This is a genomic window from Pseudomonas sp. NPDC089734, assembly GCF_044748865.1.
Taxonomy (GTDB): domain Bacteria; phylum Pseudomonadota; class Gammaproteobacteria; order Pseudomonadales; family Pseudomonadaceae; genus Aquipseudomonas.
In genome coordinates this window covers 39,227-64,167 of sequence record NZ_JBIVGV010000005.1, presented here as the reverse complement: position 1 = coordinate 64,167, position 24,941 = coordinate 39,227, and the positions used below count along the sequence as shown (strand labels likewise).

21 protein-coding genes are annotated in these 24,941 nt (G+C 61.3%); 12 read left to right on the top strand and 9 right to left on the bottom strand.

Translation table 11 applies throughout. The features are described from left to right. Positions 1–9 precede the first annotated feature (9 nt). From ACIPY9_RS08315 to ACIPY9_RS08305, 3 genes are all read left to right on the top strand, one after another. Entirely contained in the window at positions 10–1,479 is a 1,470-nt protein-coding gene (locus ACIPY9_RS08315; protein WP_400699255.1) for an aspartate/glutamate racemase family protein, read from the top strand. A 116-nt stretch (positions 1,480–1,595) separates the two neighbouring features. Beyond that, positions 1,596–3,710, top strand: coding sequence for a TonB-dependent siderophore receptor (locus ACIPY9_RS08310; protein ID WP_400699252.1), 2,115 nt, complete (start codon positions 1,596–1,598; stop codon positions 3,708–3,710). Between the two features lie 22 nt (positions 3,711–3,732). After that, positions 3,733–4,461: a DUF4198 domain-containing protein gene (locus ACIPY9_RS08305; protein ID WP_400699249.1), complete on the top strand. Its 729-nt coding sequence runs from the start codon at positions 3,733–3,735 to the stop codon at positions 4,459–4,461. A 13-nt stretch (positions 4,462–4,474) separates the two neighbouring features. On the opposite strand, the gene ACIPY9_RS08300 is transcribed toward ACIPY9_RS08305, so the two are convergent. The 4 genes from ACIPY9_RS08300 to ACIPY9_RS08285 all read right to left on the bottom strand — a co-directional run bounded on the left by ACIPY9_RS08300 (position 4,475) and on the right by ACIPY9_RS08285 (position 8,304). Next, positions 4,475–5,641 carry a DUF1624 domain-containing protein gene (locus ACIPY9_RS08300; protein WP_400699246.1) on the bottom strand — a complete coding sequence of 389 codons (1,167 nt, stop codon included), beginning with the start codon at positions 5,639–5,641 and terminating at the stop codon, positions 4,475–4,477. A gap of 132 nt (positions 5,642–5,773) precedes the next feature. Next, positions 5,774–6,334 carry a carbonate dehydratase gene (locus ACIPY9_RS08295; RefSeq protein WP_400699243.1) on the bottom strand — a complete coding sequence of 187 codons (561 nt, stop codon included), beginning with the start codon at positions 6,332–6,334 and terminating at the stop codon, positions 5,774–5,776. An 11-nt stretch (positions 6,335–6,345) separates the two neighbouring features. Then, entirely contained in the window at positions 6,346–7,251 is a 906-nt protein-coding gene (gene folE2, locus ACIPY9_RS08290) for a GTP cyclohydrolase FolE2 (protein ID WP_400699240.1), read from the bottom strand. A 144-nt stretch (positions 7,252–7,395) separates the two neighbouring features. Beyond that, a complete protein-coding gene (locus ACIPY9_RS08285; RefSeq protein ID WP_400699237.1) occupies positions 7,396–8,304 on the bottom strand; it encodes a LysR substrate-binding domain-containing protein in 909 nt (302 codons plus the stop codon). A gap of 191 nt (positions 8,305–8,495) precedes the next feature. Between ACIPY9_RS08285 and ACIPY9_RS08280 the strand changes: the two genes are divergently transcribed. The 8 genes from ACIPY9_RS08280 (at position 8,496) to ACIPY9_RS08245 (ending at position 18,209) form a co-directional block, all read left to right on the top strand. Continuing rightward, on the top strand, positions 8,496–10,016 hold the full coding sequence (locus tag ACIPY9_RS08280; RefSeq protein WP_400699234.1) for an ABC transporter substrate-binding protein: 1,521 nt from the start codon (positions 8,496–8,498) through the stop codon (positions 10,014–10,016). Between the two features lie 109 nt (positions 10,017–10,125). Further along, positions 10,126–11,043, top strand: coding sequence for an ABC transporter permease (locus ACIPY9_RS08275; protein WP_400699231.1), 918 nt, complete (start codon positions 10,126–10,128; stop codon positions 11,041–11,043). A gap of 8 nt (positions 11,044–11,051) precedes the next feature. After that, positions 11,052–11,960: an ABC transporter permease gene (locus tag ACIPY9_RS08270; RefSeq protein ID WP_400699228.1), complete on the top strand. Its 909-nt coding sequence runs from the start codon at positions 11,052–11,054 to the stop codon at positions 11,958–11,960. A 16-nt stretch (positions 11,961–11,976) separates the two neighbouring features. Next, on the top strand, positions 11,977–12,978 hold the full coding sequence (locus ACIPY9_RS08265) for an ABC transporter ATP-binding protein (RefSeq protein WP_400699225.1): 1,002 nt from the start codon (positions 11,977–11,979) through the stop codon (positions 12,976–12,978). Beyond that, the gene (locus ACIPY9_RS08260) at positions 12,975–13,961 is read left to right on the top strand and encodes an ABC transporter ATP-binding protein (protein WP_400699222.1); all 987 of its coding nucleotides are present in this window, start codon (positions 12,975–12,977) and stop codon (positions 13,959–13,961) included. Before ACIPY9_RS08265 ends, ACIPY9_RS08260 begins: the two co-directional genes overlap by 4 nt. Next, complete coding sequence (locus ACIPY9_RS08255) at positions 13,958–15,385, top strand: M20 family metallopeptidase (protein ID WP_400699219.1); 1,428 nt, start codon at positions 13,958–13,960, stop codon at positions 15,383–15,385. Before ACIPY9_RS08260 ends, ACIPY9_RS08255 begins: the two co-directional genes overlap by 4 nt. Then, positions 15,382–16,536: a M20 family metallopeptidase gene (locus ACIPY9_RS08250; RefSeq protein WP_400699216.1), complete on the top strand. Its 1,155-nt coding sequence runs from the start codon at positions 15,382–15,384 to the stop codon at positions 16,534–16,536. Before ACIPY9_RS08255 ends, ACIPY9_RS08250 begins: the two co-directional genes overlap by 4 nt. A gap of 152 nt (positions 16,537–16,688) precedes the next feature. Beyond that, positions 16,689–18,209, top strand: a complete 1,521-nt coding sequence (locus ACIPY9_RS08245; RefSeq protein ID WP_400699213.1) for an amidase — start codon at positions 16,689–16,691, stop codon at positions 18,207–18,209. A gap of 50 nt (positions 18,210–18,259) precedes the next feature. Here the strand turns inward: ACIPY9_RS08245 and ACIPY9_RS08240 are convergent, their stop codons facing one another. Then, positions 18,260–19,507, bottom strand: coding sequence for a D-amino acid dehydrogenase (locus tag ACIPY9_RS08240; RefSeq protein WP_400699210.1), 1,248 nt, complete (start codon positions 19,505–19,507; stop codon positions 18,260–18,262). A gap of 148 nt (positions 19,508–19,655) precedes the next feature. On the opposite strand from ACIPY9_RS08240, the gene ACIPY9_RS08235 reads away from it, so the two are divergent. Beyond that, complete coding sequence (locus ACIPY9_RS08235; RefSeq protein ID WP_400699207.1) at positions 19,656–20,006, top strand: RidA family protein; 351 nt, start codon at positions 19,656–19,658, stop codon at positions 20,004–20,006. Here ACIPY9_RS08235 and ACIPY9_RS08230 read toward each other — a convergent pair. Genes ACIPY9_RS08230 through ACIPY9_RS08215 form a run of 4 tightly spaced genes read right to left on the bottom strand, consistent with a single transcriptional unit; the run spans position 20,003 to position 24,918 of the window. Continuing rightward, positions 20,003–21,451 carry an amidohydrolase family protein gene (locus ACIPY9_RS08230; RefSeq protein ID WP_400699204.1) on the bottom strand — a complete coding sequence of 483 codons (1,449 nt, stop codon included), beginning with the start codon at positions 21,449–21,451 and terminating at the stop codon, positions 20,003–20,005. The genes ACIPY9_RS08235 and ACIPY9_RS08230 overlap by 4 nt on opposite strands. After that, positions 21,448–23,094 (bottom strand): ABC transporter ATP-binding protein, encoded by a 1,647-nt coding sequence (locus ACIPY9_RS08225; protein WP_400699201.1) that lies wholly within the window; start codon positions 23,092–23,094, stop codon positions 21,448–21,450. Before ACIPY9_RS08225 ends, ACIPY9_RS08230 begins: the two co-directional genes overlap by 4 nt. Beyond that, a complete protein-coding gene (locus ACIPY9_RS08220) occupies positions 23,091–23,966 on the bottom strand; it encodes an ABC transporter permease (RefSeq protein ID WP_400699199.1) in 876 nt (291 codons plus the stop codon). The genes ACIPY9_RS08225 and ACIPY9_RS08220 overlap by 4 nt, the downstream gene beginning before the upstream one ends. Before the next feature lie 10 nt (positions 23,967–23,976). Beyond that, positions 23,977–24,918 (bottom strand): ABC transporter permease, encoded by a 942-nt coding sequence (locus ACIPY9_RS08215; RefSeq protein ID WP_400699196.1) that lies wholly within the window; start codon positions 24,916–24,918, stop codon positions 23,977–23,979. Between the last annotated feature and the right edge of the window lie 23 nt (positions 24,919–24,941).

The window sequence follows — 24,941 nt, the reverse complement described above, 5'->3', positions numbered from 1 at the left end:
AGTATCGTCATGAAAAGCAAATCGAAGTCGGCCAACAAAGGCTCACTGGTGCGCAAGCTGGGTATCGTCGGGGGACTGGGTTCCCTGGCCGGTGGCGACCTTTTCTACAAGCTGGTCAGATCCAGGGCGGTACTTGAAGATCAGGGCCGCTACCACTTCCTGTTCGAGCAGCACCCGTTCAAGGACGTGCTGCTGCCTCTGGACAAGGACGCGCACATGACGTCGCGCAAGTTCTATGTGTTCCAGGTGTGCAAGTCCTTCGAGGAGAGCGGCGTAGATGCGGTAATGCTGCCCTGCTTCGCCAGCCACACGTTCCGTGCCGAAATCCAGGAGGAACTCGGCATTCCGGTGCTGGACATGATGCAGGCCCTGGCCCGGTACATCCGCCATGTCGCCAGGCCCGGCACGACGCTGGGCGTGATCGCGTCGGACTTCGTGGCTCATTCGGGTCTGTTCGAGCGCTATCTGGGCAAGGACTTCAGGATCGTTTACCCCGATCCCGAAGCACAGTCCGTGCTGATGAATGCGATGTACGGAGTCAACGGCATCAAGGATGGACACCTCGATGGCGTTCCGCTCGAGTCGGTCTATCAGGCCTGCCTTTCCCTCCAGACACAGGGGGCCACGCTGGTGGTCCCCGGCATGACAGAACTCTCGCTGGTCTGCTCCGATCTCCAGCGGCGCGGCGTATCGGTGCTGGATATCAATGAGATCCATGCGAACTTTGCGACACAGGAGCAAGGCCAGCCAGCACAACCGCCGTTCAAACTGGGCATTGTCGGCGGTGTAGGCCCCGCCGCCACCGTGGACTTCATGGGCAAGGTGGTTGCCCATACGCCCGCGGGAAAGGATCAGGAACACATCAAGATGGTGGTCGAGCAAAACCCGCAGATCCCTGACCGGACCGCCAGCCTGCTGCGCGATGAAACCGATCCGACGATGGCCCTGTATGCGACCTGCAAACGCCTTGAAAGCGCGGGTGCCAATGCCATCGCCATTCCCTGCAACACGGCCCATGCGTTTGTGGAGCGTATCCAGCCACATTTGCGGGTGCCCATCGTCAACATGCTGAGCGAAACGGTGGAATGGATCGTGCAAACCTACGGCCCGGGCAAGAGCGTCGGCCTGCTGGCCACCTCCGGGACCGTGCAGAGCCGGGTCTACCACGAAGCTGCCAGGCGCGCGGCTTTACGGATCATCACGCCAGGGTTCGATTACCAGAACATGGTGATGGAAGCCATCTACGGAGAGCGCGGGATCAAGGCCGGTTTTACCGAAGGCCTCTGCCGGGAACAGTTGCTGCTGGCGGCTGAACACCTCTGTAAACAGGGCGCTGAGGTGTTGATTCTGGGGTGTACCGAACTGCCGTTGGTACTCGCCCATAGCGAGGTGTTTCAGATCAATCAACACAATGCGACGCTGGTCGATCCGACGACGATTCTGGCGATGAGGTGTGTTGAGTTGGCGGGGGCACCATAACGCACCCGAATCGTCATTCTCATAGGAAATATTTTTTACATCCTGTTACATCCACCCTCGGTAATAATTCTCAATGGAGATGTTATATTGTATCCATAACTATCAGGAACTCCTCCATGTCGTCTCGTAAAATCGCGTCGTTGACCGGTCTGGCAATCGGAATGCTAGGCAATGTCAGCTTCGCAGAAGAACTGCCGCAAACTCTGGAACTGGACAGCGTCAACATCTCCTCCGATTACCACTATGAGACAGCCACCAGCCCGGTTCAGGGTTATCGCGCCACTCGCTCGGCAACCGCCACCAAGACCGACACCGCCATCAAGGACATCCCGCAATCGATCAGCGTGGTGCCCGCTTCGGTGCTCAAGGATTTGGGCAGCAACAGTGTCGAACGTGCGCTGGACTATGCCGGCGGCGTCTCGAAGCAGAACAACTTCGGCGGCCTGACGCTTTACGAGTACAGCATTCGCGGCTTTACGACGTCGGAGTTCTACAAGGACGGTTTCAGCGCCAACCGTGGCTACCCTGCCACGCCGGACACCGCCAACATCGAACGTATCGAAGTCTTGAAAGGCCCCGCTGCCAGTCTGTATGGCCGCGGCGATCCAGGCGGTACGGTCAATATCGTGACCAAGAAACCTCAGCGCGAAGCCTTCACCACGTTGCAGGCCAGCGCGGGCAGTTGGGACCGTTATCGCACAGCACTGGACGTCAACGCGCCGCTGGATGAGGAAGGCAATATCCTGTCGCGGGTCAACCTCGCGGTCGAGGACAACAACAGCTTCCGCGATTACGTCGAGAGCAGTCGTGTCTTCGTGGCGCCGTCCTTCAGCTGGCAGTTGAACCCCGACACCAGCCTGTTGGTGGAAACCGAATTCGTCCGTCACAAGTCCACCTTCGACCGTGGCATCGTCGCGCCGAACAACAAGTGGAGCGGGATGTCACGCTCGACCTTCCTGGGCGAGCCCAGCGACGGCGATATCGATAACGACAACAACATGATTCAGGTGGCTCTGGATCATCACCTCAACGATGTCTGGTCGCTGCGTCTGGCCAGTCATTACAAGGAAGGCGAGCTGTCGGGTTATGCCAGCGAAGCCCGTGCGCTGAACGCCGATGGCCATACGGTCAACCGTCGTTATCGCGAACGCGACATGAACTGGCATGACAGCATTACCCAGCTGGAACTGCGTGGCCGCTTCGATGCCGTTGGCCTGGAACATGAAGTGCTGATCGGCACCGAATACGAGAACTACCGCAAGAACGAGCGAGTCACCAATATCGGTGGCAGCACTTACGCCATCGACATCTACAACCCGGTCTATGGCCAGACAAAACCTAATGGCGCACGCACCGGCACGGATTTCTTTGAGCATGTGGAAAGTCGCGCCCTGAACCTGCAGGACCAGATCGTCTTTACCGACAAGTTGCGCGGCATGATCGGCGCTCGTTATGAGCATTTCGATCAGCAGATCGACGACTACACCACCAACGCACGATCCACTCAGGCCCACGACGCATTTACCCAGCGCGCCGGCCTGCTGTATCAGCTGACGCCACAGGTCGGGCTGTTCGCCAACGCATCGACCTCGTTCAAACCCAACAACGGGCTGGACGCCTCAGGCAAAAGCTTCGACCCGGAAGAAGGTGTCGGCTATGAAGTCGGGATCAAGAGCGAGCTGTTCGACGATCGCTTGAGCACCACCCTCGCCGCCTTCCACATCGAGAAGGAAAACGTGCTGGCCCTCGACCCGTCCACCAACGTCAACCGTGCCATCGGTGAAGCCCGCAGCCAGGGCCTGGACCTGCAACTGACCGGTCAGGTGACCGACGCCATCCGCGTGATCGGTGCCTTTGCCTATATCGATGCCGAAGTGACCAAGGGTGACCAGACCATTCCGACCGGCAGCCGGATTCTCGGTGTCGCCAAACGCAGCGGCAGCCTGCTGGGCGTTTATGAGTTCCAGGAAGGCGCATTACGTGGTTCGGATGTGGGTGCGGCATTCACTTATGTCGGTGATCGCTCCGGCGAGTCAGGCACAAGCTTCGAGCTGCCGGCCTATCACACCGTCGACCTGCTCGCGCACTACAAGGCCACCGACAACGTGACCGTGGGCCTGAACCTCAACAACCTGTTCGACGAGAAATACTTCGAGCGCTCCTACAGCAATTACTGGGTAGCGCCCGGCGAGCCACGTAATTTCACGGTCAGCCTGACCCTCAACCTCTGATCGGCAACCACAAGGACGCATCATGCATTGCAAACCCTCCGTTCTGGCCCTGAGCCTGCTGGGTGCCCTGTTCATGGGGCAGGCCAGCGCTCACGGTCTGTGGACCGAACAGCGTCGCGGCAACATCGAAGTGGTCTACGGCCACGGTGCCGAAGACAATGCCTTCAAGGCACAGAAAGTCAGCGGCGCCTGGGCCTATGACCGTGCCGGCCGTATGGTTCCCGTCACGGTGCAGCGTCTGGACGACCATGCACGCCTGCAACCGCTGAAACCGGTGGCGGTCATGTCCGTGGCGCTGGACAACGGCATGTGGACCAAAGGCAAGGACAACAAGTGGGTCAACGAAGGCCGCAGCAAGGTTCCGGGCGGCACCGAGTCGATTCACACGTTCAAGTACAGCCTGGCCATTTATGAAGAAGGCGCCCGCCTGCCCTCACTCGACAAGCTGAAGTTCGTGATCGTGCCGCAGGTCGATCCTCTGGAAGTCGGCCCCGGAAAACCGCTGCCCGTGCGCGTGCTGATCGATGGCAAGCCTGCGGCAGGGATCAAGCTGATCGGGGATTATCGCAGCGCTCCGGACACCGTGAGTGCCGAAACCGATGCCGAAGGACGTGCCACGGTGGTGGTACGTAACGAGGGATTGAACGTGATCGCAGCCGAGGTCACATTGCCGGTCAAGAACGATGCCGATATCGAAGCACGAGGGTTGTTTACCTCGCTGACCTTCGTGGGTGAAGCGCATCACGACTGATGTACTCCTACAGTTACAGGTATTTCAACCAGGTGATATCCCGCCGCCGCGCCTTGACCCCGGCAAACCAGCGGACCGCCGGAAACAGCACCACGGCCAGCACGACCGAGCAGAGCCATACGCCCCACATCGCATCGAAACCAAACAACTCACCCTGATTCTTGCCCCAGATCGCCACGGCAATCAGGTACAGGAACTTCAGCACGTACAGGTGCAGCAGATAGAAAAACATCGGTGCCGCGCCCAGTGTCACCAACGGTTTCAGCCACCCCTTCTCCTGAATGCGCTCAAGCCCGATCAGCACCAACAGCCCCACGCCCAGCGTCAGGCTGATGAACAGCAGTGACGGCGGATATTTGGTGATATTGAAAAAGCTCATCACGGTTTGCAGGCCTGTTTCTCCCACGCTCCAGGGCTTTTCGCCATAACCGTTGAGCAAGCGCAGAACCATGAAGCCGACCAGCGCACCAAGCCCCCAGACCAGCAGGCGGTTCCGACGTGCGAGCGCATCCATGCCTTTGGAGAACCACGGCCCGGCGGCATACCCCAGCGCAATCACGCCGATCCAGGGCAATACAGGGTAGGACGTGCGCAGGCTCAGGCTGTCGGTGATCGGGATCCAGCCGCGATCATGCAGGATCGCCCACGGAATGTGCATGAACGACCCGACCTCAAAGTGCAGCGGGTCCAGCAGGTTATGGCCGGCAACGATCACCACGCCGATCGCTACCAACGCCCAGCGCGGCAGGAACACCATCGCGGACAAGGCCACCATGCTCAGGCCAATCGCCCAGATGACTTGCAGATAGATGATGGTGGGCGGGAACTTGAAGGTCCAGGCAAAGCTCACCAGGGTGAACTCCAGGGCAATCAGGAACAGGCCGCGCTTGAGCAGGAAGGCTGAAACGTCGGTTCTGCCGCTGTACTTTTCACCATACAGGTATGCCGAAAGCCCCGTCAGCAGCACAAACAGGGGCGCGCATACATGGGCCAGCAAGCGGCTGAAGAACACTTCAGGAGCCGTCGTGGCCACATCCATGGGATCCGTGACCTGACGATGCAGGAAGAAGGTTTCCCGTACATGGTCCAGCAGCATGAAAAGAATGATCAACCCACGCAGGGCATCGATCGATCGCAACCGTGAAGACGGCGCAGGGGTCGAGGGAACAGCTGTTGTCATGGAAGATTCTTGTCCGTTGGGAGCTGTAACAGGTGCATGCTTCAAGAGGGAGGCTGCGGGCAAGCCTCACTCGCACAAAACGCAGGGCGCATTGTGCCGCAGTCAGGCTTGCTCATGACAGTGCTATCGATTTCAGAACTCGTTCTGCAAGGCCTTGTAGCCGCGGACCAGATCGATATTGGTATGTGCCACGTCTTCCGAGAACTCCGAAGCGGAAATACTCACGGGCGGGAACTGCGAAAGGTCGGTGTTCGGGCCGATGCGGGTCGTGGACGGCACGTAGAAACTGTCTGGCAGGTCACGGCCATCGACCACCGAATTATGGCGCACGACGCTGCCATTCCCCACCTGACAGTTGAACAGCACACTGTTGAACCCGATGAACACCCGGTCGCCCACGGTACAAGGGCCATGCACGATGGAGCGATGGGCAATCGAGGTGTATTCGCCGATGGTCACCGCAGCGCCGGATTTGGAGTGGATGACCACGCCATCCTGGATATTGGAATTGGCACCGATGATGATCGGGTCCATGTCGCCACTGGCGTTGACTTCATCGGCGCGGATCACGGCATAAGGGCCGACAAAGACATTTTCACCGATGATGACCTTGCCGCAGATGATGGCGGTTTTATCGATATAGGCAGACTCGGCAATGACCGGCAGATGGCCGGACGGGTTCTTGCGGATCACGGTAATAGTCCTCAGGACATGTAATTGGAAGTGTAGGCCACGGCATCGTGGGGGTGCAGGCTTTCAAGGTGACGCACCGCGACGCTGGAGGCTGAGAACAACCCTTCCAGGGCCTGCAGGATCCTGCGCGCAGCGTCTTCGACGTACATCAGGTTCTGGCCATTGAGCCGGGCAAAGGCCTGTTCGTCGGCACGCTTGACGGCGGTCTGTACCGGCGTACCCAAGGCGTGCTCGGCAGCCTCGATCAAGGCCATCAGACCCAGCCCGGTCGCACGCTCAGGGATGCGCACCTGCACTGTCGCCACACTGCGCTGGCTGTGAGGCGTCGCGAAGGAACCGTTCTCACGGAGCCAGAGCGCCGCTTGAGCCGGCGTCATGGCGGCCTGATCACCGAACTGTGCCAGAAATGCCTCCTCCAGCAGTTGGCGCGACAAGGCTGCCGAGCAGGGGCACGTCGATGAATAAGTCACATCCACCGAAGCATCCAGGGACAGCCGCCCCCCGATCCAGAGCGCTTCCAGAACCACCGGATAGGATTTCCAGCCGCTCAGGCCCGGGGTTTTCAAGGCCGGTCGGCGGCACAACAGATTGAAGGTCATCTTGAGCCGGGCACGACTGGAGTGACAGTCGGCATGGCTGGTGACCATGGTCTCCAGCAGTGCGGTCATGGCAGCCGGGGTCAAGACCTGGCTCTCGGCAAACGTGTCGAGCAAGGTATAGAGGCGTGACATGTGAATGCCCTTGACGCCGGGATCGGCCAGATCGACCTGCAGGTCCACCCAGGCATGGACCGGATGCTGCACGCCTGACTCGTTCAACCGGACAGGAACTTCGATACCTTGCATACCGACCCAGTCCAGAGGGATAGAGACGGCAGAAACTTCCGTCAGGGCAACGTCAGGGAGGGGGCTACTCATGTTCATCGGTCATCTCGTTGTCCAGCCTCGTCACGGGAGCGAGGCATGTTGTAAGCATCATGGGCGACGCTTCAGGTCGACCAATATTGATACAATATAACATTAGCAACAAGAAATCAGACAGAACCAGTTGGGTATTGGGTCTCAGGTCTTTGCCAGTTCTTCGATCAGAAAGTCCCGAAACGCACTGACCGCCGCCGGCAGATTGCGTCCGGCCATGCTTTGCAGCTCGATACTCCGGGCCTTCATGCCTTCATCGCGAATGGGCAAGGCCTTGAGTTCCTTGCCTTGCAGACGTTTGTCCAGGGTCATTTCACTGGCCAGGCTGATGCCCCCCTCCTCCCGGACAAAACGCAACAGTGCACCGATGTAATTGCTGGTCAGCACCGGGTCGAACAGCAAGCCCTGTACCCCGCAGCAGATATCGAACAACTGGCGCAGCGTCGTGTCGGTATTGGTCAAGGCGATGACATAGGGCTGAAGCTCCGCGAGCGATACCTCCTCGCACTCGGCCAGTGGATGGTTGATGCTCACGACTGCGCAAATGGCACCGGAATGAACGTACTCGACCTTGATTTCCTTCTCGGGGGCCAGGCTGAACGTCAGGCCCAGGTCGGCATCGCCGGAGCGGACCTTTTCCGTGACCTGGGCAGGCGCACAGACCTCCAGGGAAAAGTGGATGCCTTCATAGGTCTGTCGAAAAAGAGCGATGGCCTTGGGCAGAAACTCCAGGGCAAAGCCTTCGGAGCAGGCAATGCGCACATGCCCGCGTTGCAGGCCGTGCAGTTCGGTGATTTCCAGTACCACCTGCTCGGCTTCCAGCTGGGATTTGCGAGCATAGGCCGCCAGACGTATACCCGCCTCGCTCAAGACCATGCCTCGGGCACGCCGCTCGAAGAGCACCGCGTCCAGCTCCCTTTCCAGCTTGGCGATCTGTCGGCTCACCGCCGAAGCCGCGACATTCAGCCGCAGCGACGCCTCGCTGATCGACCCGCACCGTGAAACCTCCAGGAAATAGCGTAAAGCCGTGGATTGCACACCATAGAGCTGCATGTCCGCCTCCAGCATTGCCTTTTCGGCAAGGCAAGTATCGAAAGATTGTGCTTGTGGCATTGATACGCTTTGCCTAGAGTCGTGTCGAGGCCTAATAAAACCATTGCCTGATTCACCCCCTCTTTCCTTTATCGCATTTGCGATCCACTGCCCTTTGATACAACCACTTCGCCTTTTGGAGACGACGGCATATGGGCATCAAGGGTTTCGCTCGCAGCATTGCGCTGCTTGGCTTGTTCAGCAGCTTTTCCGCCTTTGCCGGCAAAGCCGACGACACACTGGTTTACGCTTCCGACAGCGAACCTGAAAACATCAGCCCCTATCACAACGACCTGCGCGAAGGCGTCATCCTCGGCCGGCTCATCTGGGACAACCTGGTCTATCGCAACCCTGACAGCGGTCAGCTGGAACCCATGCTGGCCACCAGCTGGAAACAGGTCGATGACACCACCATCGATTTCGAATTGCGCCAGGGCGTGAAATTCCACAACGGCGATGCTTTCACGGCTGACGATGTGGTGTTCACCCTCAACTATGTGGTGTCTCCCGACTCCAAGGTCGTCACGGTACAGAACGTCGACTGGATCAAGAGCGCCGAGAAACTGGGCGACTACAGCGTCCGTCTGCACCTGAAGAAGCCCTTCCCGCCAGCACTGGAATACCTGTCCAACGCAGTCCCGATGTTCCCGAAGAACTACTTCGAGAAAGTCGGCATGGCCGAGTTCAGTCGCAAGCCTGTGGGGACCGGCCCTTATAAGGTCGTGTCCATTACCAGCGGCGTGGGCGTGAACATGGACAAGAACCCGGATTACTTCCAGGGCAGCCCACAGGGTCAGCCGAAGATCGGTCATATCCAGTTCAAGGTGATTGCCGACTCCGAAACCCGCCTCGCCGAGCTGATGACCGGCGGTGTCGACTGGGTATGGCGCGTGGCACCGGATCAGGCCCAGAGCCTCAAAGGCATGCAAAGCCTGGTCGTGACCAGCGGCGCGACCATGCGTATCGGCTTCCTGATCCTCGATGCCCGTGGCACTTCCACCGCCGACTCGCCCATGAAGAACCTCAAGGTGCGCCAGGCGATCAACCATGCGATCAACCGCGAAGGCCTGGCCTCGCAACTGGTCGGTGGCGAAAGCAAACCGTTGCAGGTGGCCTGCTACCCGGCTCAGTTCGGTTGCGACACCAGCGCGGCAACGGTCTACAACTATGACCCGGCCAAGGCCAAGGCACTGCTGGCGGAAGCGGGCTACCCCAATGGTTTCGAGACTGAAATCTTCGCCTACCGCGACCGTGACTATGTCGAAGCCATCATCGGCAACCTGCGTGCCGTGGGCATCAACGCCAAGCTTCGCTTCCTGAAATACGCGGCACTGCGTGACCAGCAGCGCGGCGGCAAGGTGCCGATGTCGTTCCAGGCCTGGGGCTCGTTCTCGATCCTCGACACCTCCGCCTCGGCGGGCACCTGGTTCAAGGGCAACCCGGACGACAACATCAAGGACCCGCAAGTCCAGGGCTGGCTGCAGACCGCCGACAACGCCCTGGACCCTCAGGTGCGCAAGGACAACTACCGCCTGGCCCTGCAACGCATCAGCGAGCAGGCGTACTGGGCACCGCTGTTCAACTACTCGATGAACTATGCGTACGTCTCGGACCTGAACTTCAAGCCCTATCCGGACGAGTTGCCACGCTTTGTCCTGTCGAGCTGGAAGTAAGCGCCACCTGACGTGAATCGGTGATATCGACCGTAGAGCGTCGTTGCTCGACGACGCTCTACGGCTCCGAACTCATCAATGTCATCCCATGGATACAAGGTCACTTGCCATGTTCGGATTTCTCATGCGTCGCCTGGGTATCGCCTTGTGCGTCGCGATTACCGTGTCGGTGATCAGCTTTTCCCTTTTGCACCTTTCCGGCGACCTGGCCACCGCCATTGGCGGACCTGAAGCCACCAGCGAACAGATCGAACAGATCCGTGTGCAATACGGCCTCAACAAGCCGCTGGTTACACAATATTTCGACTGGCTGGGCGACCTGCTGCACCTGGACCTGGGCAATTCGTTCTTCTTTCAGGAGTCGGTCTACGACCTGATCGCCTCACGCCTGTCCATCACCCTGGGCCTGGGGGCCATGGCACTGGGTATCGCCCTGTTGATCGCCATTCCGCTGGGCGTGCTGGCGGCCGTCAAGCGTGATACCTGGGTCGATCGTCTGGCACTGAGCATTGCGGTGCTGGGTCAGGCCATGCCGAGTTTCTGGTTCGCCCTGATGCTGATCGTGGTGTTCTCGGTGACGTTGAAATGGCTACCGGTTTCCGGCAACGCGACCTGGGCACACTTCGTGATGCCGGCCATTGCCCTGGGCTACTACGCCACCCCCGCCATCATGCGCCTGACCCGTGCCGGCATGCTCGATGTACTCAACTCCGACTACATCCGCACCGCACGCGCCAAGGGGCTGCGCCCTTCGACCGTGCTGTTCAAGCATGCGCTGCGCAATGCCCTGATCCCGGTGGTTGCACTGGCAGCCGTGGAATTCGGCTTCATGCTCGGCGGTTCGGTGGTCATCGAAACGGTGTTTTCCCTGCAAGGCATCGGTCAACTGGCCTGGGACGCCATCGCCCGTGACGACTTCCCCGTCGTTCAGGCCGTGGTGTTGCTGATTGCCGTGATCTACATCGTCCTCACCCTGCTGGCCGACGTGCTCAACGCACTGCTCGACCCGCGCATCCGCGTGAAATAGGAGGCCCCATGAGCACGACAACCTCATCCGCTCTGGTCATCAACGATTACCAGCCACCGGCCAGAAGTATTCTGCGCAGCCTGCGCAACAGCCTGCGTCATCGGGGCTTTGCGATTGGCATGGCGCTGCTGCTGATCATTCTGTTCGGCGCACTGTTCGCACCCTGGCTCGCGCCTTATGATCCTTATGCCCAGGACGTCATGCTGCGCATGAAACCGCCGGTCTGGATGGCCAACGGCTCCTGGGACTACATTCTGGGCACCGACAAGCTGGGCCGGGATTACCTGTCCCGTCTGCTCTACGGCGCTCGCATCTCATTGTTCATCGGTTTTTCGGCGGCCCTGATTTCAGGCCTGATCGGCACCGTCATGGGTCTGCTGGCCGGCTATTTCGGCGGCAAGGTCGATGCCGTGATCAGTTACCTGATCACCACCCGCCTGGCCATGCCCGTGGTCATGGTCGCGCTGGCCTCAGCGTCCTTGATGGGCGGCTCGCTGAAAGTCGTGATCGTGCTGCTTGGCTGCCTGTTGTGGGACCGCTTCGCCGTGGTCGTCCGTGCCGCCGTGCAACAGATCCGCGATGCTGAATACGTCGCTTCGGCCCAGGCCCTGGGCTGCTCGACCTTTCGCATCCTGGCCAGCGAAATCCTGCCCAATCTGGTCGGCGCACTGATCGTGGTCGCCACCCTGGAAATGGCCCACGCCATTCTGCTGGAGTCGGCGCTTTCGTTCCTGGGCGTTGGCGTACAACCGCCGATTCCGTCCTGGGGCCTGATGATCGCCGAAGGCAAACCCTACATGTTCTTTTCCCCGTGGGTCATCGCCATTCCCGGCGTCGCACTGATGGTGCTGGTACTGGGTATCAACCTGGTCGGTGACGGCCTGCGTGACCTGATCCTGCCCGATGGGCGCAACTGACAGAGGATATCCGGACATGGCTCTCTTGCATGTTGAAAACCTGCGCGTCGATATCCCCCTGGGCGAGCAAACCCTGCATGCCGTTCGCGGCCTGGATTTTCATGTCGAACGCGGCGAAATGCTGTGCATTGTCGGCGAATCGGGCTGTGGCAAATCCCTCACGTCGCTGGCCCTCATGGACCTGCTGCCACGCAAGGCCAAACGCACGGCAACCCGGCTCAGCCTGGACGGCATCGATATGCTGACCCGAAGCGAAAAGCAGATGTGCGACCTGCGCGGCAACCGCCTGGCCATGATTTTCCAGGAGCCGATGACCTCGCTGAACCCGGCCTACAGCATTGGCGATCAGCTGTGCGAAGTTCTGCTGCGTCACCGCAAGGTGTCACGCAAGGACGCCATGCTGCGTGCCGCGCAAATGCTGGAAAAGGTCGGCATCAGCAATGCCGGCGAACGCCTGCGCCAATACCCGCATCAACTGTCCGGCGGCCTGCGTCAGCGGGTCATCATCGCAATGGCATTGATGTGCGAACCCGATGTGATCATCGCCGACGAACCGACCACGGCACTGGACGTAACGATCCAGGCGCAGATCCTGCGCCTGATCCGTGACATCCAGAAAGAGTTCGGCATGGCCGTGATCTTCATCACCCATGACCTGGGCCTGGTGGCCCGCATCGCCGACCGCGTCGCCGTGATGTATGCGGGACAGATCGTCGAAACCGCACCGGCCGTGCAGTTATTCGAGAACCCGCAACACCCTTACACCCGTGGCCTGCTGGCCAGTATTCCGATTCCGGGCCGTACGCAACCGGGCCAGGCACTGGGGTCGATTCCAGGGCTGGTGCCGAGCCTGGTGGGCGAGCAACAGGGCTGCGCATTCCGCAACCGCTGCTCCCAGGCCATGGCCGACTGCGCCAGCCACGTCCCTCCCGTGCAGAACGACGAGCACATGGCCCGTTGCCTGTTTGCCGCACCGGGAGCCGAACCCGTGTTTCACCGTGAAGGGGCATTGTCATGAAAAAAGATATCGCTCTGGAACTCTGTGATATCCGCCGTGAGTTCAAGATCAATCGCGGTTTCTTCAAACCTTCGGCCACCCTGAAAGCCGTGGACGGCGTATCCCTGCGCCTGATGCGCGGCGAAACCCTGGGTCTGGTCGGTGAGTCCGGCTGTGGCAAGAGCACCCTGGCGAAAATGCTGCTGGGGCTGCTGCCGCCGAGCAGCGGCGATGTGCTGGTCAACGGCAAGCACCTGGCCGCCACTGACCGCAAGGAAATGGCGCGACGTATCCAGCCGATCTTCCAGGACCCCTATTCGTCCCTCAACCCGCGCAAGACGCTGCGGGAAATCGTCACCTTGCCCATGATTGTGCATGACATCGGTACGCCTGCCGAACGCCGCAAGCGCACCGAAGAAATGCTCGATGTGGTGGGCCTGCCCAAGCGCGTGGTGGACAGCTACCCCAACCAGCTTTCCGGCGGCCAGCGTCAGCGGGTGGCCATCGCCCGTGCGCTGGTGATGCGTCCGGATGTGTTGATCTGCGACGAACCGACCTCGGCACTGGACGTGTCGGTGCAGGCACAGATTCTCAATCTGTTGCAGGACCTCAAGCGCGAGTTCGGCCTGACCTACCTGCTGATCAGCCATAACCTGGCAGTGATCGAGCACCTGGCCGATCGCGTTGCCGTGATGTACCTGGGCCGGATCGTCGAAGAGCGCAGCCGTGAATCACTGTTTTCCGAACCCGGCCATCCTTATACCCAGGCCTTGCTGGACTCGGTCCTGACCCCCGATCCGCATCTGGGCATTCCTGACCTGGCCCTGCACGGCACCTTCCCGAATCCCGTGTCGCCCCCGACCGGTTGCGCATTTCACCCGCGCTGCCCCGACTGCGCCGCCACCTGCAAGAGCCAATACCCGGCCAACACGTCCGTCAATGGCGGAACCGTGCGCTGCCATCTTCGCGGCACCCCTCAAACACTGGAGCTCGTTGCCTCATGAGTAGTCGCTCGAACGCTATCGAAAACGTCTGTGAACAATTCGACAACGGCGCCTTTTTCGCCCTGCTTGAAAGCAGCGTCGCCTACCCGACCCAGAGCCAGGAAGCCACGAGCCTGCCGGAACTCTACCGTTACCTGAACGAGTTCATCACCCCGCATGTGGAACGCCTGGGCTTCACGGTCAGCATTCATGAAAACCCGGTGGCCGAGCGTGGCCCGCTGATGATCGCGACCCGCATCGAAGACCCGGCCCTGCCGACCCTGCTCAGCTATGGGCACGGCGATGTGGTGCGCGGCTACGATGCGCAATGGCACGAAGGGCTGTCGCCCTGGCAGGTCGTCGAACGCGGCGATCGCTGGTACGGCCGTGGCACGGCGGACAACAAGGGTCAGCACCTGATCAACCTGACGGCACTGGAACAGACCCTCAAGGCCCGCAACGGAAAACTGGGTTTCAACGTGAAGCTGCTGCTGGAAATGGGCGAAGAGGATGGCTCCCCCGGCCTGAGCGCCTTCTGCGAAGCTCACCGCGAAGCGCTTGCAGCGGACATTTTCATTGCGTCCGACGGCCCGCGCCTGGCCGCCTCGCGTCCAACGCTGTTTCTCGGCTCCCGGGGCGTGTTCAACTTCGAGCTGACGGTCAACCTGCGTGAAGGCGCGCATCACTCCGGCAACTGGGGCGGGCTGCTGGCCAACCCTGGAATCATTCTGGCCAACGCCATCGCCAGCATGGTCGATGAAAAGGGCCGCGTGAAAGTCCCGGGGCTCATGCCCAAGGCCATTCCGGAAAACGTCCGGGCGGCACTGGCCGACATCGAAGTCGGTGGCGGCCCTGGCGACCCGGACATCGACCCGAACTGGGGCGAGCCAGGCCTGTCCCTGAGCGAAAAGGTGTTCGGCTGGAATACCCTGGACGTGCTGGCTTTCAAGACCGGTAACCCGGAAGCACCGGTTCACGCCATCCCCGGCAAGGCCATCGCCCATTGCCATATGCGCTTTGTGGTGGACAGCGACTACACCACCTTCATTCCGGCCGTGCGCGCCCACCTGGACGCACAGGGGTTCAGCAATGTCGAGGTCAGACAAAGCCGGATCGACGTCATGCACGCCACTCGCCTGTCGCCGAAAAGTCCCTGGGTCGAATGGGCCATGGCGTCCCTGGCCAGCACCACCGGCAAGAAACCGGCCTTGCTGCCTAACCTCGGTGGCTCGTTGCCCAACGACGTGTTTGCCGAAGTGCTCGGCCTGCCCACGGTCTGGGTACCGCACTCCTACCCGGCGTGCTCGCAGCATGCCCCCAACGAACACTTGCTGGCACCCGTGGTCAAGGAAAGCCTGCAAATCATGGCCGGCCTGTTCTGGGATCTGGGCAATGACGCCGCACGCCTGACCCGCGAACATCAGGCCCTGGAGAACGCCCGATGAACGAGGCTCAACAGCAGGCCACCCAATGGCTCGCCGGCCAGTACGATGCGATGGAGTCTCTGCTGCAACGCATCGTCGACACGGACTCCAACAGCTACGACAAGGCCGGCGTGGATGCGGTCGGTGACCTGCTGGCCGCCGAATTGCAGGCCGACGGCATCAGCGTCGAACGCATCGCCATCGAAGGCTTTGGCGATGTCATGCTGGCCGAACTGCCCGGAGGGCCGGGCAAGCCGGTCCTGTTGCTGGGGCACCGAGACACGGTCTTCCCCAAAGGCACCACCACGACCCGTGGCTACTCCCGTGACAAGGAACTGGCCTACGGCCCCGGCGTGGCGGACATGAAAGGCGGGCTGGTGCTCAACTGCTTCGCCCTCAAGGCACTCAAACGCCTGCCGCCGTTGCCGTTCCCGGTGCAGATTCTCTACACCGGCGACGAGGAAATCGGCTCCGGCAGCGCCCGCGTGCATATCGAACGCCATGCCCGCGCCGCACAGGCCGTGCTCAACCCCGAGCCGGGGCGCGCCAGCGGCAATGTGGTCAGCGCCCGCAAGGGAGGCGCCACGCTGATCATCGAAGTCAGCGGACGCGCCGCCCATTCGGGCGTCAATCACGCCGACGGAGCCAGTGCCATTCAGGCCCTGGCCCACAAGATCATCAAGCTGCATGCCCTGACCGATTACGCGGCAGGCATCACCACCAATATCGGCCTGATCTCGGGCGGCACCTCCAGCAACACCGTCGCCCCGAGTGCCACGGCAAAGCTCGATGTACGCTTTGTGGAACTGCGGCAATGGGAGGAAATTCTCAGCGCCATCCAGGCCATCGTCGCCGAAGAGGAACTGCCCGGTACGTCGGCGCGTCTGCTGGAAGCGACCACCTTCCTGCCCATGGAGGCCCGACACAGCGCCGACCTGCTGCGGATCTATCAGAAGCAGGCCACAGAACTGGGTTTCAGCGTTGAAGGCGAATTCACCGGCGGCTGCGCCGACTCGGGATTCACTGCCAGCCTGGGCATCCCGACCCTCTGTGGCCTCGGGCCAGTGGGTGGCAAGGTGCATACGGATCGTGAATACCTGGAACTGGCCACCCTGGTGCCCAGAGGCCAGGCGCTGGTCGCGACCATTCTGGAGCTGGCTGTTCGCGGATGAATCCACATGCAGGAGCGAATCGGGCGGCGATCCGCTCATTCGCGAGACGTCATTGAAGGCGACAGATTTTCTTTCGCTTCACGGGCCTATCGCGAATGAATTCGCTCCTACAGAACGAACGAAAATGCCCAATACATTGAAGGACTGCCCCTATGTCCCTGTCAGAACTGCTCAGCAAGCCCGCCACCGAACTGCGTGCCCTGATCGGCAGCAAACAGCTGTCCCCCGTGGAATTGCTGGACGCCTGCATTCAGCGCATCGAAGCCCTCAACCCGAAGATCAACGCCTTTACCGCCACCTGCTTCGAGCGAGCCCGCAAAGAGGCGGTACAGGCCGAACAAGCCGTCATGCAAGGCCAGCCGCTGGGGCTGCTGCATGGCCTGCCCATCGGCATCAAGGACCTGGAAGAAACCGCCGACGTGCTGACCACCTACGGCTCGTCGCTGTTTCGCGACAACGTGCCCAGCCGTGACAACCTTTTCGTGGCCCGCCTGCGCAGCGCCGGAGCAATCATGGTCGGCAAGACCAATGTCCCGGAAATGGGCGCCGGTGCCAACACCCGTAACGTGGTCTGGGGCGCTACCGGCAATCCGTTTGATCCGAACCTGAACGCCGGCGGTTCATCGGGCGGCTCCGCGGCCGCACTGGCCGTGGACATGGTGCCGCTGTGCAGCGGTTCCGATACCGGCGGTTCATTGCGCATCCCCGCTGCCTTGTGCGGCATCGTCGGTCTGCGCCCTTCGCCGGGGCTGGTGCCCAGCGAGCGCAAGAAACTGGGCTGGACACCGATTTCCGTGGTTGGTCCCATGGGGCGAACAGTGGCCGATACCCTGCTGCAATTGCGTGCCACGGCAGGCCTCGGGCAATCCGACCCACTGAGCTACGCCGTGGCCAGCGATGAGTTCGCGCCTCGCGCCATCGACCTGAGCCAGTTGCGCGTCGGCTACAGCGAAGATTTCGGCAGTTGCGCCGTGGATGATGATATCCGGGCCGTGTTCCGGCAAAAGATCGCTGCCCTCAAGCCTCTGTTCAAATCCTGTGAAGCCATCGACCTCAACCTGGAAAGCGCCCACCGCACCTTCGATGTCCTGCGTGCCGAAGCCTTCGTGGCCGGTCTTCAGGAGGCCCATGAGCGCGATCCCGATGCCCTTGGCCCCAATACCCGCGCCAACTATGAAATGGGCGCGGCCATGTCGTTGCAGGACTGCGTCAAGGCCCATGGCGAACAGAGCCGTATCTTCCGCCGCTTCCAACAGCAGTTCGAGCGTTATGACCTGATCCTTGCGCCCACCACGCCGATATCGCCGTTCCCCTGGACCGAGTTGTACCTGCGTGAAGTCAATGGCGTGCCGCTGGACAATTACTATCGCTGGCTGGCGCTGTGCTACACCATCACGCTGACCACCAACCCCGCCGTCTCGATCCCCTGTGGCCTGGATCACAAAGGCATGCCCTTCGGCCTGCAAATGATTGGCGGCTTCCGGGAAGACGCTCATCTGATGGCCTGCGCCCAGGCCATCGAACAGGCAACGACAGGCGACGTTCGCCTGTCACGCCCCCGCCCGGACCTGCAAAAACTGATGGATTCGTCGGTGGACCTGACCCATATCGTCACTCATCCACCGATCCATGGCGGCTCCAGCGTGCGCAAACCGGATATCGGGGCGATGTGACCCGGTCCCGACAGCCCCTCAAGGCTGTCGGGCCCCTGAAGCCCGGCAGCTCAGGCCGGTGCAAAAGGCCAGGGCGCAATGGAGGGCGGAGCACCGGCCAGTTGCGAAGCCAGCAACTGGCCGCTGCCCAGGGCCAGGGTGAACCCCAGAGCGCCCTGGCCGACATTCAGCCACAGGTTATCGAAGTGCCCTGCGCGGCCAATGATCGGCTTGCTGTTGGCGGTACTGGGACGAACCCCCGCCCAGATCTGCGCCGCACTCAGGTCCAGATTCGGGAAGGTTTCAGCCACCTGCTGCTTGAGCAGACGGATTCGCGCCGGATCGACCTCGGCCCGATCCACGCCCATATCGACCATGGCGGCAATCCGCAAATGCTGCCCCATCGGGGCGTAAACCACCTTGCGCCCCGCATCGGTAACGCTCAATACCGGCTTGATATCATTCGGTCCCAGCGGCACATGGAGGCTGTAACCACGCAGGCCATACAGCGGCAACGCAATACCCAACGGCTTGAGCAGGGAAACACTGTGCATGCCGGCGGCAATCACGAAAGCATCTCCTTCCAGTTCCCCCTGCGCCGTCTTGACCGCCACAACGCGCCGGTTGCGCTCCACCAGCGCCTGAACATCGGTCTCCAGGCGAATCGAAACGTTGGGCATCTGCCTGAGCAATCCCAGCAGCCCTTCACAGAACTGTCGGCAATCGGCCGTGGCTTCACCGGGGGTATAAATGCCTCCGCTCAACTGGCTGGCGACGTCCTGCAAGGCCGGCTCCAGTTCCAGGCAGGCCTGACGGTCGAGCACCTGCTGTTCGGCACCCAGCTCTCGCTGCCACTCGACCATCGGACCAGCGTTCGCCAAGGCATCGGCGTCGCGGTAGACCACCAGTTTGCCAGTACGCTGCAAACCGAACTCCAGAGGATGCTCGGCCAGCAGGTCATCGAGCAGGTCACGGCTGAGGAACGACAGGCCGAGCATTTCGCCTATGGTGCGTTTGACCTGACTGCCATTGCAGGCGCGCAGGAAGGACAGGCACCAGCGCCATTGCGCCGGGTCCAGACGCGGCCTGAAACGCAAGGGTGAATCACTGCGCAATAACCACTGCGGCAGCTTGCCGATCACCGACGGGTCGGCCAACGGCGCGACATAGCTGTAACTCAACTGGCCGCCATTGGCGAAACTGGTTTCCCGGGCGACCTCTGCATGCCGGTCGACCAGGGTCACCTGCATGCCTTGCCGGGCCAGGTACCAGGCACTGCTCAGGCCCACCACGCCTGCTCCGATCACGACTACATGCACCTTGGTTCTCCTGTCGGGTGAAAGAATAACGGTTGAAGCCAAATCATCCGATTAGCCTGAAGTTAAGACTGCCCATCAAAACGGTATTGGTTTCAAAGGCCGCTTCTGGTTAGGGTCATGTTTTCAGCAAAGCCCATCAGGAGTCCCCATGAGCATTAAACGCATTTCGGTCAACCCGCGTCTGGCGGGTGCCGTTGTCCACGGCGGCGTCGCCTGGCTGTCTGGCCAGGTGCCCGATGACCGCAGCCAGGACTGCGCCGGGCAGACCCGCCAGGTACTGGCCAAGATCGACGCATTGCTGGCCGAAGCAGGCAGCAACAAATCCCGTCTGCTCAGCGCACAGATCTGGCTCAAGGACATCAACGCGGATTTCGCCGCCATGAATGAAGTCTGGAGCCAGTGGCTGCCCGAAGGTGCCGCCCCGGCCCGGGCAACGACCCAGGCCGATCTGGCGTCTCCCGATGTTCTGGTCGAGATCATGCTCACCGCCGCCGTTTAAAGCGCGACCGCGGCAGGCTGGCGCTTCAACAGCCGCCCCTGCCGCTCCCGCACCACGCCGTTTTCATACGCCACCGCCCCGTTGACCACCACCAGATCGATACCCGGTGCCTGACGACACGGATCGCTGTAGGTCGCCACATCCTCGATGCGGGCCATGTCCACCAGTGTCAGGTCGGCAAATGCTCCTTCACGCAGCACGCCTCGATCCTGCAAGCGAAAACGCCCTGCCGACAGGCCGGTCATCTTGCGCACCGCCTCGGCCAGGTCGAAGAGCTTCAGGTCCCGGCAATAATGGGCCAGCACTCGGGGAAAGGTGCCCCACAGACGCGGATGAGGATTGGGATCGCTGGGCAGGCCGTCGGACCCCACCATCGATAATGGATGGGCCAGTATCCGGCGCACATCGCTCTCCTCCATCATGTGGTAGATCGCGCCAGCCGGACGCAGGCGGGCCGTGGCTTCCAGTTGGGACACGCCCCACTGTGCCGCGATGTCCTTGAGGGTCTGCTTCGCCATTTCCGGATGCGGGTCAGACCAGGTGATGTAGATTTCCATCTGCTCATTGACCCGCCAGGCATCCAGGGTCGTGGAGCTGGCTGCGTAGGGGTAGCAGTCGCAGTTGCAGGGCTGCGACTGTGCAGCCTGTTCAAGGGCTGCCAGTGCCAGCGGCGCCCGCCCCCAATTGCCCGCGCCGGCACACTTGAGATGAGAAATCACCAGGTCGGCCCCCGCGTTCCGTGCCGTGCTGAAGGACTCCTGCAACGACGTCAGCAAGCCATCGTGTTCGTCGCGCATGTGGGTGGTGTACAGCGCACCATGCTCGCCGACGATATCCACCAGCGGCTGGACCTCCTCGATGGGGGCCTGTTTTGCATTGGTGTAGGCCAGGCCGGTACTCAACCCGATGGCACCAGCCTTCAAGGCCTCCTGAAGCGCCAGGCACATGGCCTGGACCTCATCGTCCCGGGCCGGGCGATCGAAGCTGGACATGACATTGGCACGCAACGCGGTATGACCGATCAGGGCCGCCACATTGACGCTGGGCCGCGCCTGTTCCACCGCCTCCACATAGGCCTCGAAGGTCGGGTAGACGAAGGCCTCACGCGGACCGAGCAGGTTCATCGGGTCCGGTGGCGTGCCCGGCAGCGTCACCGGTGAAGCACTGATGCCACAGTTGCCGACGATCACCGTGGTAACACCCTGAGACAGCTTGGCCAGCATGTCCGGGGTGCGGATCACTTGAGTGTCGTCATGGGTATGAACATCGATGAAACCGGGCATCAGACAACGCCCCTCACCTTCGATCACACGCCCGGCCTCGTACCCGGTCAGATCACCGATCGCCACAATGCGCTCATCGCGCGTCGCAACATCGGCCACATAGGGCTCGGCCCCTGTACCATCGACCACCGTGACCCGGCGAAACAGCAAATCCGGCCTCATCCTTGAATCCTCTGTCCTGTCGCGAAATCCCAGACCTTGCCCGGCACGGCGTCCATCAACTGACGGGTATAAGCCTGGCGAGGGCTGACCAGCACCTCGGCTGCCGGCCCATACTCCACGACCTGACCGTGCTGCATCACCAGCACGTCGTCACACAATTGCGCCGCGACCCGCAGGTCATGGGTGATGAACAGAATGGCAACGCCCAGACGCTCCTGAATATCATCGAGCAGCGCCAGCACCTGCGCCTGCACTGAAACATCCAGTGCCGACACCGCCTCGTCTGCCACGATCACATCCGGTTCCATGGCCAGGGCCCGGGCGATGGCAATACGCTGCCGCTGCCCGCCGGAAAACTGGTGGGGATAGCGCTCAATGGCATCGGCAGGCAGACCTACCAGTTCCAGCAGGCGCACGCCCTGCTCCCAGGCCCGATCAAAGGGCACACCATGATTCATCGGCCCTTCCACCAGACTGCGGCCAATGCTGATTCGCGGATTGAGGGAGCGATTGGGGTCCTGGAAGATCATCTGGATACGCTTGCGATGCGGCTTGAGGCCCGCCGTCGACAGCTCGGAAATATCCTTGCCGGTCACCCGGATACAGCCCTGTCCCGGTTCCAGCAAACGCATCACGCAGCGGGCAACCGTGGACTTGCCCGAACCGCTTTCGCCCACAATCCCCAGCGTCCGCCCCCGCTTGAGGGTGAACGACACATCATGGACCGCACGGGTGCCTTCGCGCTTCTTGCCGAACCAGCTCAAGGCACCGCCTGCCGCCGGGTAGGTCTTGCCCAGTTCGCTGACGTCCAGTACCACTTGCGGGCTGATTTCGTCACGTGACGGACGTGGCTTGAGTGCTGGCACGGCGGCCAGTAACAGACGTGTGTAATCCTCTTGCGGACGGGACAGCACTTCATCGACCGTACCGGACTCGACCACCCGCCCCTGGCGCATCACGCAGACCCGGTCCGCGATATCCACCACCACACCCATATCGTGGGTGATGAACAGCACGGCAGTACCGTGCCGTTGCTGCAACTCGCGAATCAGCTTGAGAATCTGTTGCTGGGTCGTGACATCCAGCGCCGTGGTCGGCTCATCGGCGATCAGCAAACGAGGTTCCAGCACCAGCGCCATGGCAATCATGATCCGCTGACGCTGACCACCGGAAAGCTGGTGAGGATAGGCATCGTGAATGCGCTCGATATCCGGCAGATGAACATCATCGAGAGCCTGCAAGACCCTGGCCCGGCGCTGACCGGCATTCAGGTCGGTGTGCGTCTGCAAGACTTCATCGATCTGACGCCCGACGCTCAGGACCGGATTGAGGGCCGTCATCGGCTCCTGGAAAATCATGGCCATGCGGCTTCCACGCAAGGACTTGAGACGGTGATTGCTCACCGCCAGTACGTCCTCCCCCTCCAGCGCGATACGCCCGGCCGAAACCTTCAGGGCGTCCCTGGGCAGCAGGCCAAGGGTCGCCAGCGACGTGACAGACTTGCCCGAACCGCTCTCCCCCACCAGACACAGGGTTTCCCCCGCCCGGATGTGGAATGAAATGTCTTGCAGGATAGGTTTGCCGTCGTCGGTCGCGATGCTCAGGTTATCGACGTCCAGAACAATGTCTCGGGAATCGCTCATGCTGCGCCCCTCTTTTTCATGCGCGGGTCCAGGGCATCCCGCACCCAGTCACCCAGCAGATTGATCGACAGAATGCACAGCGACAGTGCCAGCCCGGCCCAGAGCACCAGCGAGGGCTTGAGCTGGAAGTAGACGCGCCCTTCGGAAATGATGTTGCCCCATGTCGGGATTTCGGTGCCGATACCCGCGCCCAGAAATGACAGGATGGATTCGGTGAGAATCGCCGAGGCGCAGATATAGGTGCCCTGGACAATAAGCGGTGCCAGGGTATTGGGCATCAGGTGTCGCAGCATGATGCTCAAGGGGGACGTGCCCATCAGTTGGGCGGCCTCGACATAAGGCTCCTCGCGAGACGACAACACCCGCGACCGCACCAGACGCACCACCTGGGGAATCTCCGGCACCATGATTGCGATCATGACCGTGACCAGCCCGGCCTTGCTCAGAGAGACAATGGCAATCGCCAGCAGAACGCCCGGAATCGCCATCAGGCCATCCATGATGCGCATCAGCACAGCGTCCAGCGTACGGAAATAACCGGCCAGCAGCCCCAGCGGCAGACCGATGAGAATGCTCAAGACCGTCACACCCAGGCCCACGATCAGCGAAATCCTCGCGCCATGGACGATTCGGGAATACAGGTCGCGCCCATAGGCATCGGTGCCCAGCCAGAACTCGGCACTCGGTGGTTTCAGGCGATTGGCCGGGGCCAGCGCTACCGGATCATGGTTGGCCAGCCAGGGAGCAAACACGGCCATCGCAACAATGGCGACCAGACAGACCAGCGCCAGGGCCGATGTCAGCGGCATGCGCGGCACACGCAGCCAGCGGCTCCGCGTCACGGGCTGGATGAGGGAGGTGGATTTATTCATGCTCAGGCCCTCAATAGCGGATGCGTGGATCGCTGATCGCGTACGACAGGTCGATCAACAGGTTGATGACGACATAGACACCGCTGGTGAGCAGGATCATGCCCTGGATGACCGGGAAGTCCCTGGCCAGTACCGCATCGACAATCAGCCGCCCCAGACCGGGAATGTTGAAAACGCTCTCGGTCACCACGACGCCGGAAATCATCAGCGCAAACCCCGTCCCGATCACCGTGAGGATCGGAATCAATGCATTGCGCAAGGCATGCCGGAACAGCACATGGATTTCCGCCACACCCTTGGCCCGGGCGGTGCGGATGTAGTCCTCGCCCAGCACTTCCAGCATGCTGGCACGGGTCATTCGCGCCACCAGCGCGACGTACACCGACGACAGGGTCAGGGCCGGCAGCACGATGCGCTGGGCAAATGGCCCGATACCGTCGGTGATACTGCGAAAGCCCTGCACCGGCAGCCACTTGAGCTCGATCGAAAACAGCGTGATCAGCACATAACCGATGACGAAGACCGGCACCGAAAAGCCGATGACCGACGTGGACATCACCAGGTTGTCGATCCAGGTCCCGTGCCTCCAGGCCGCCAGCACACCCAGCGGCACCGAAATCAGAATGGTGAACAGGATCGACACCAGCGCCAGGCTGATGGTCGGTTCCACTCGCTGACCGATCATGGTCAGCACGGGCGTGGGCGCCATCAGCGACGTGCTGAAATTGCCCTGCAACAGTTGCCCCATCCAGACGAAGAACTGTTCATGCAGGGGCAGGTTCAACCCCAGGCTTTCCCGGATCGCCGCCAGTTGCTGCGGCGTTGCCATATCGCCGGCGATGATGGCCGCCGGGTCCCCCGGCGACAGTCGCAGCAGCAGGAAAACGAACAGGGCAACCACCAGCATCACTGGTATTGCCGACAGAATGCGGCGCAGGAAGTAGCTCAGCATCGTTGCCTCCACAGACAGACCAG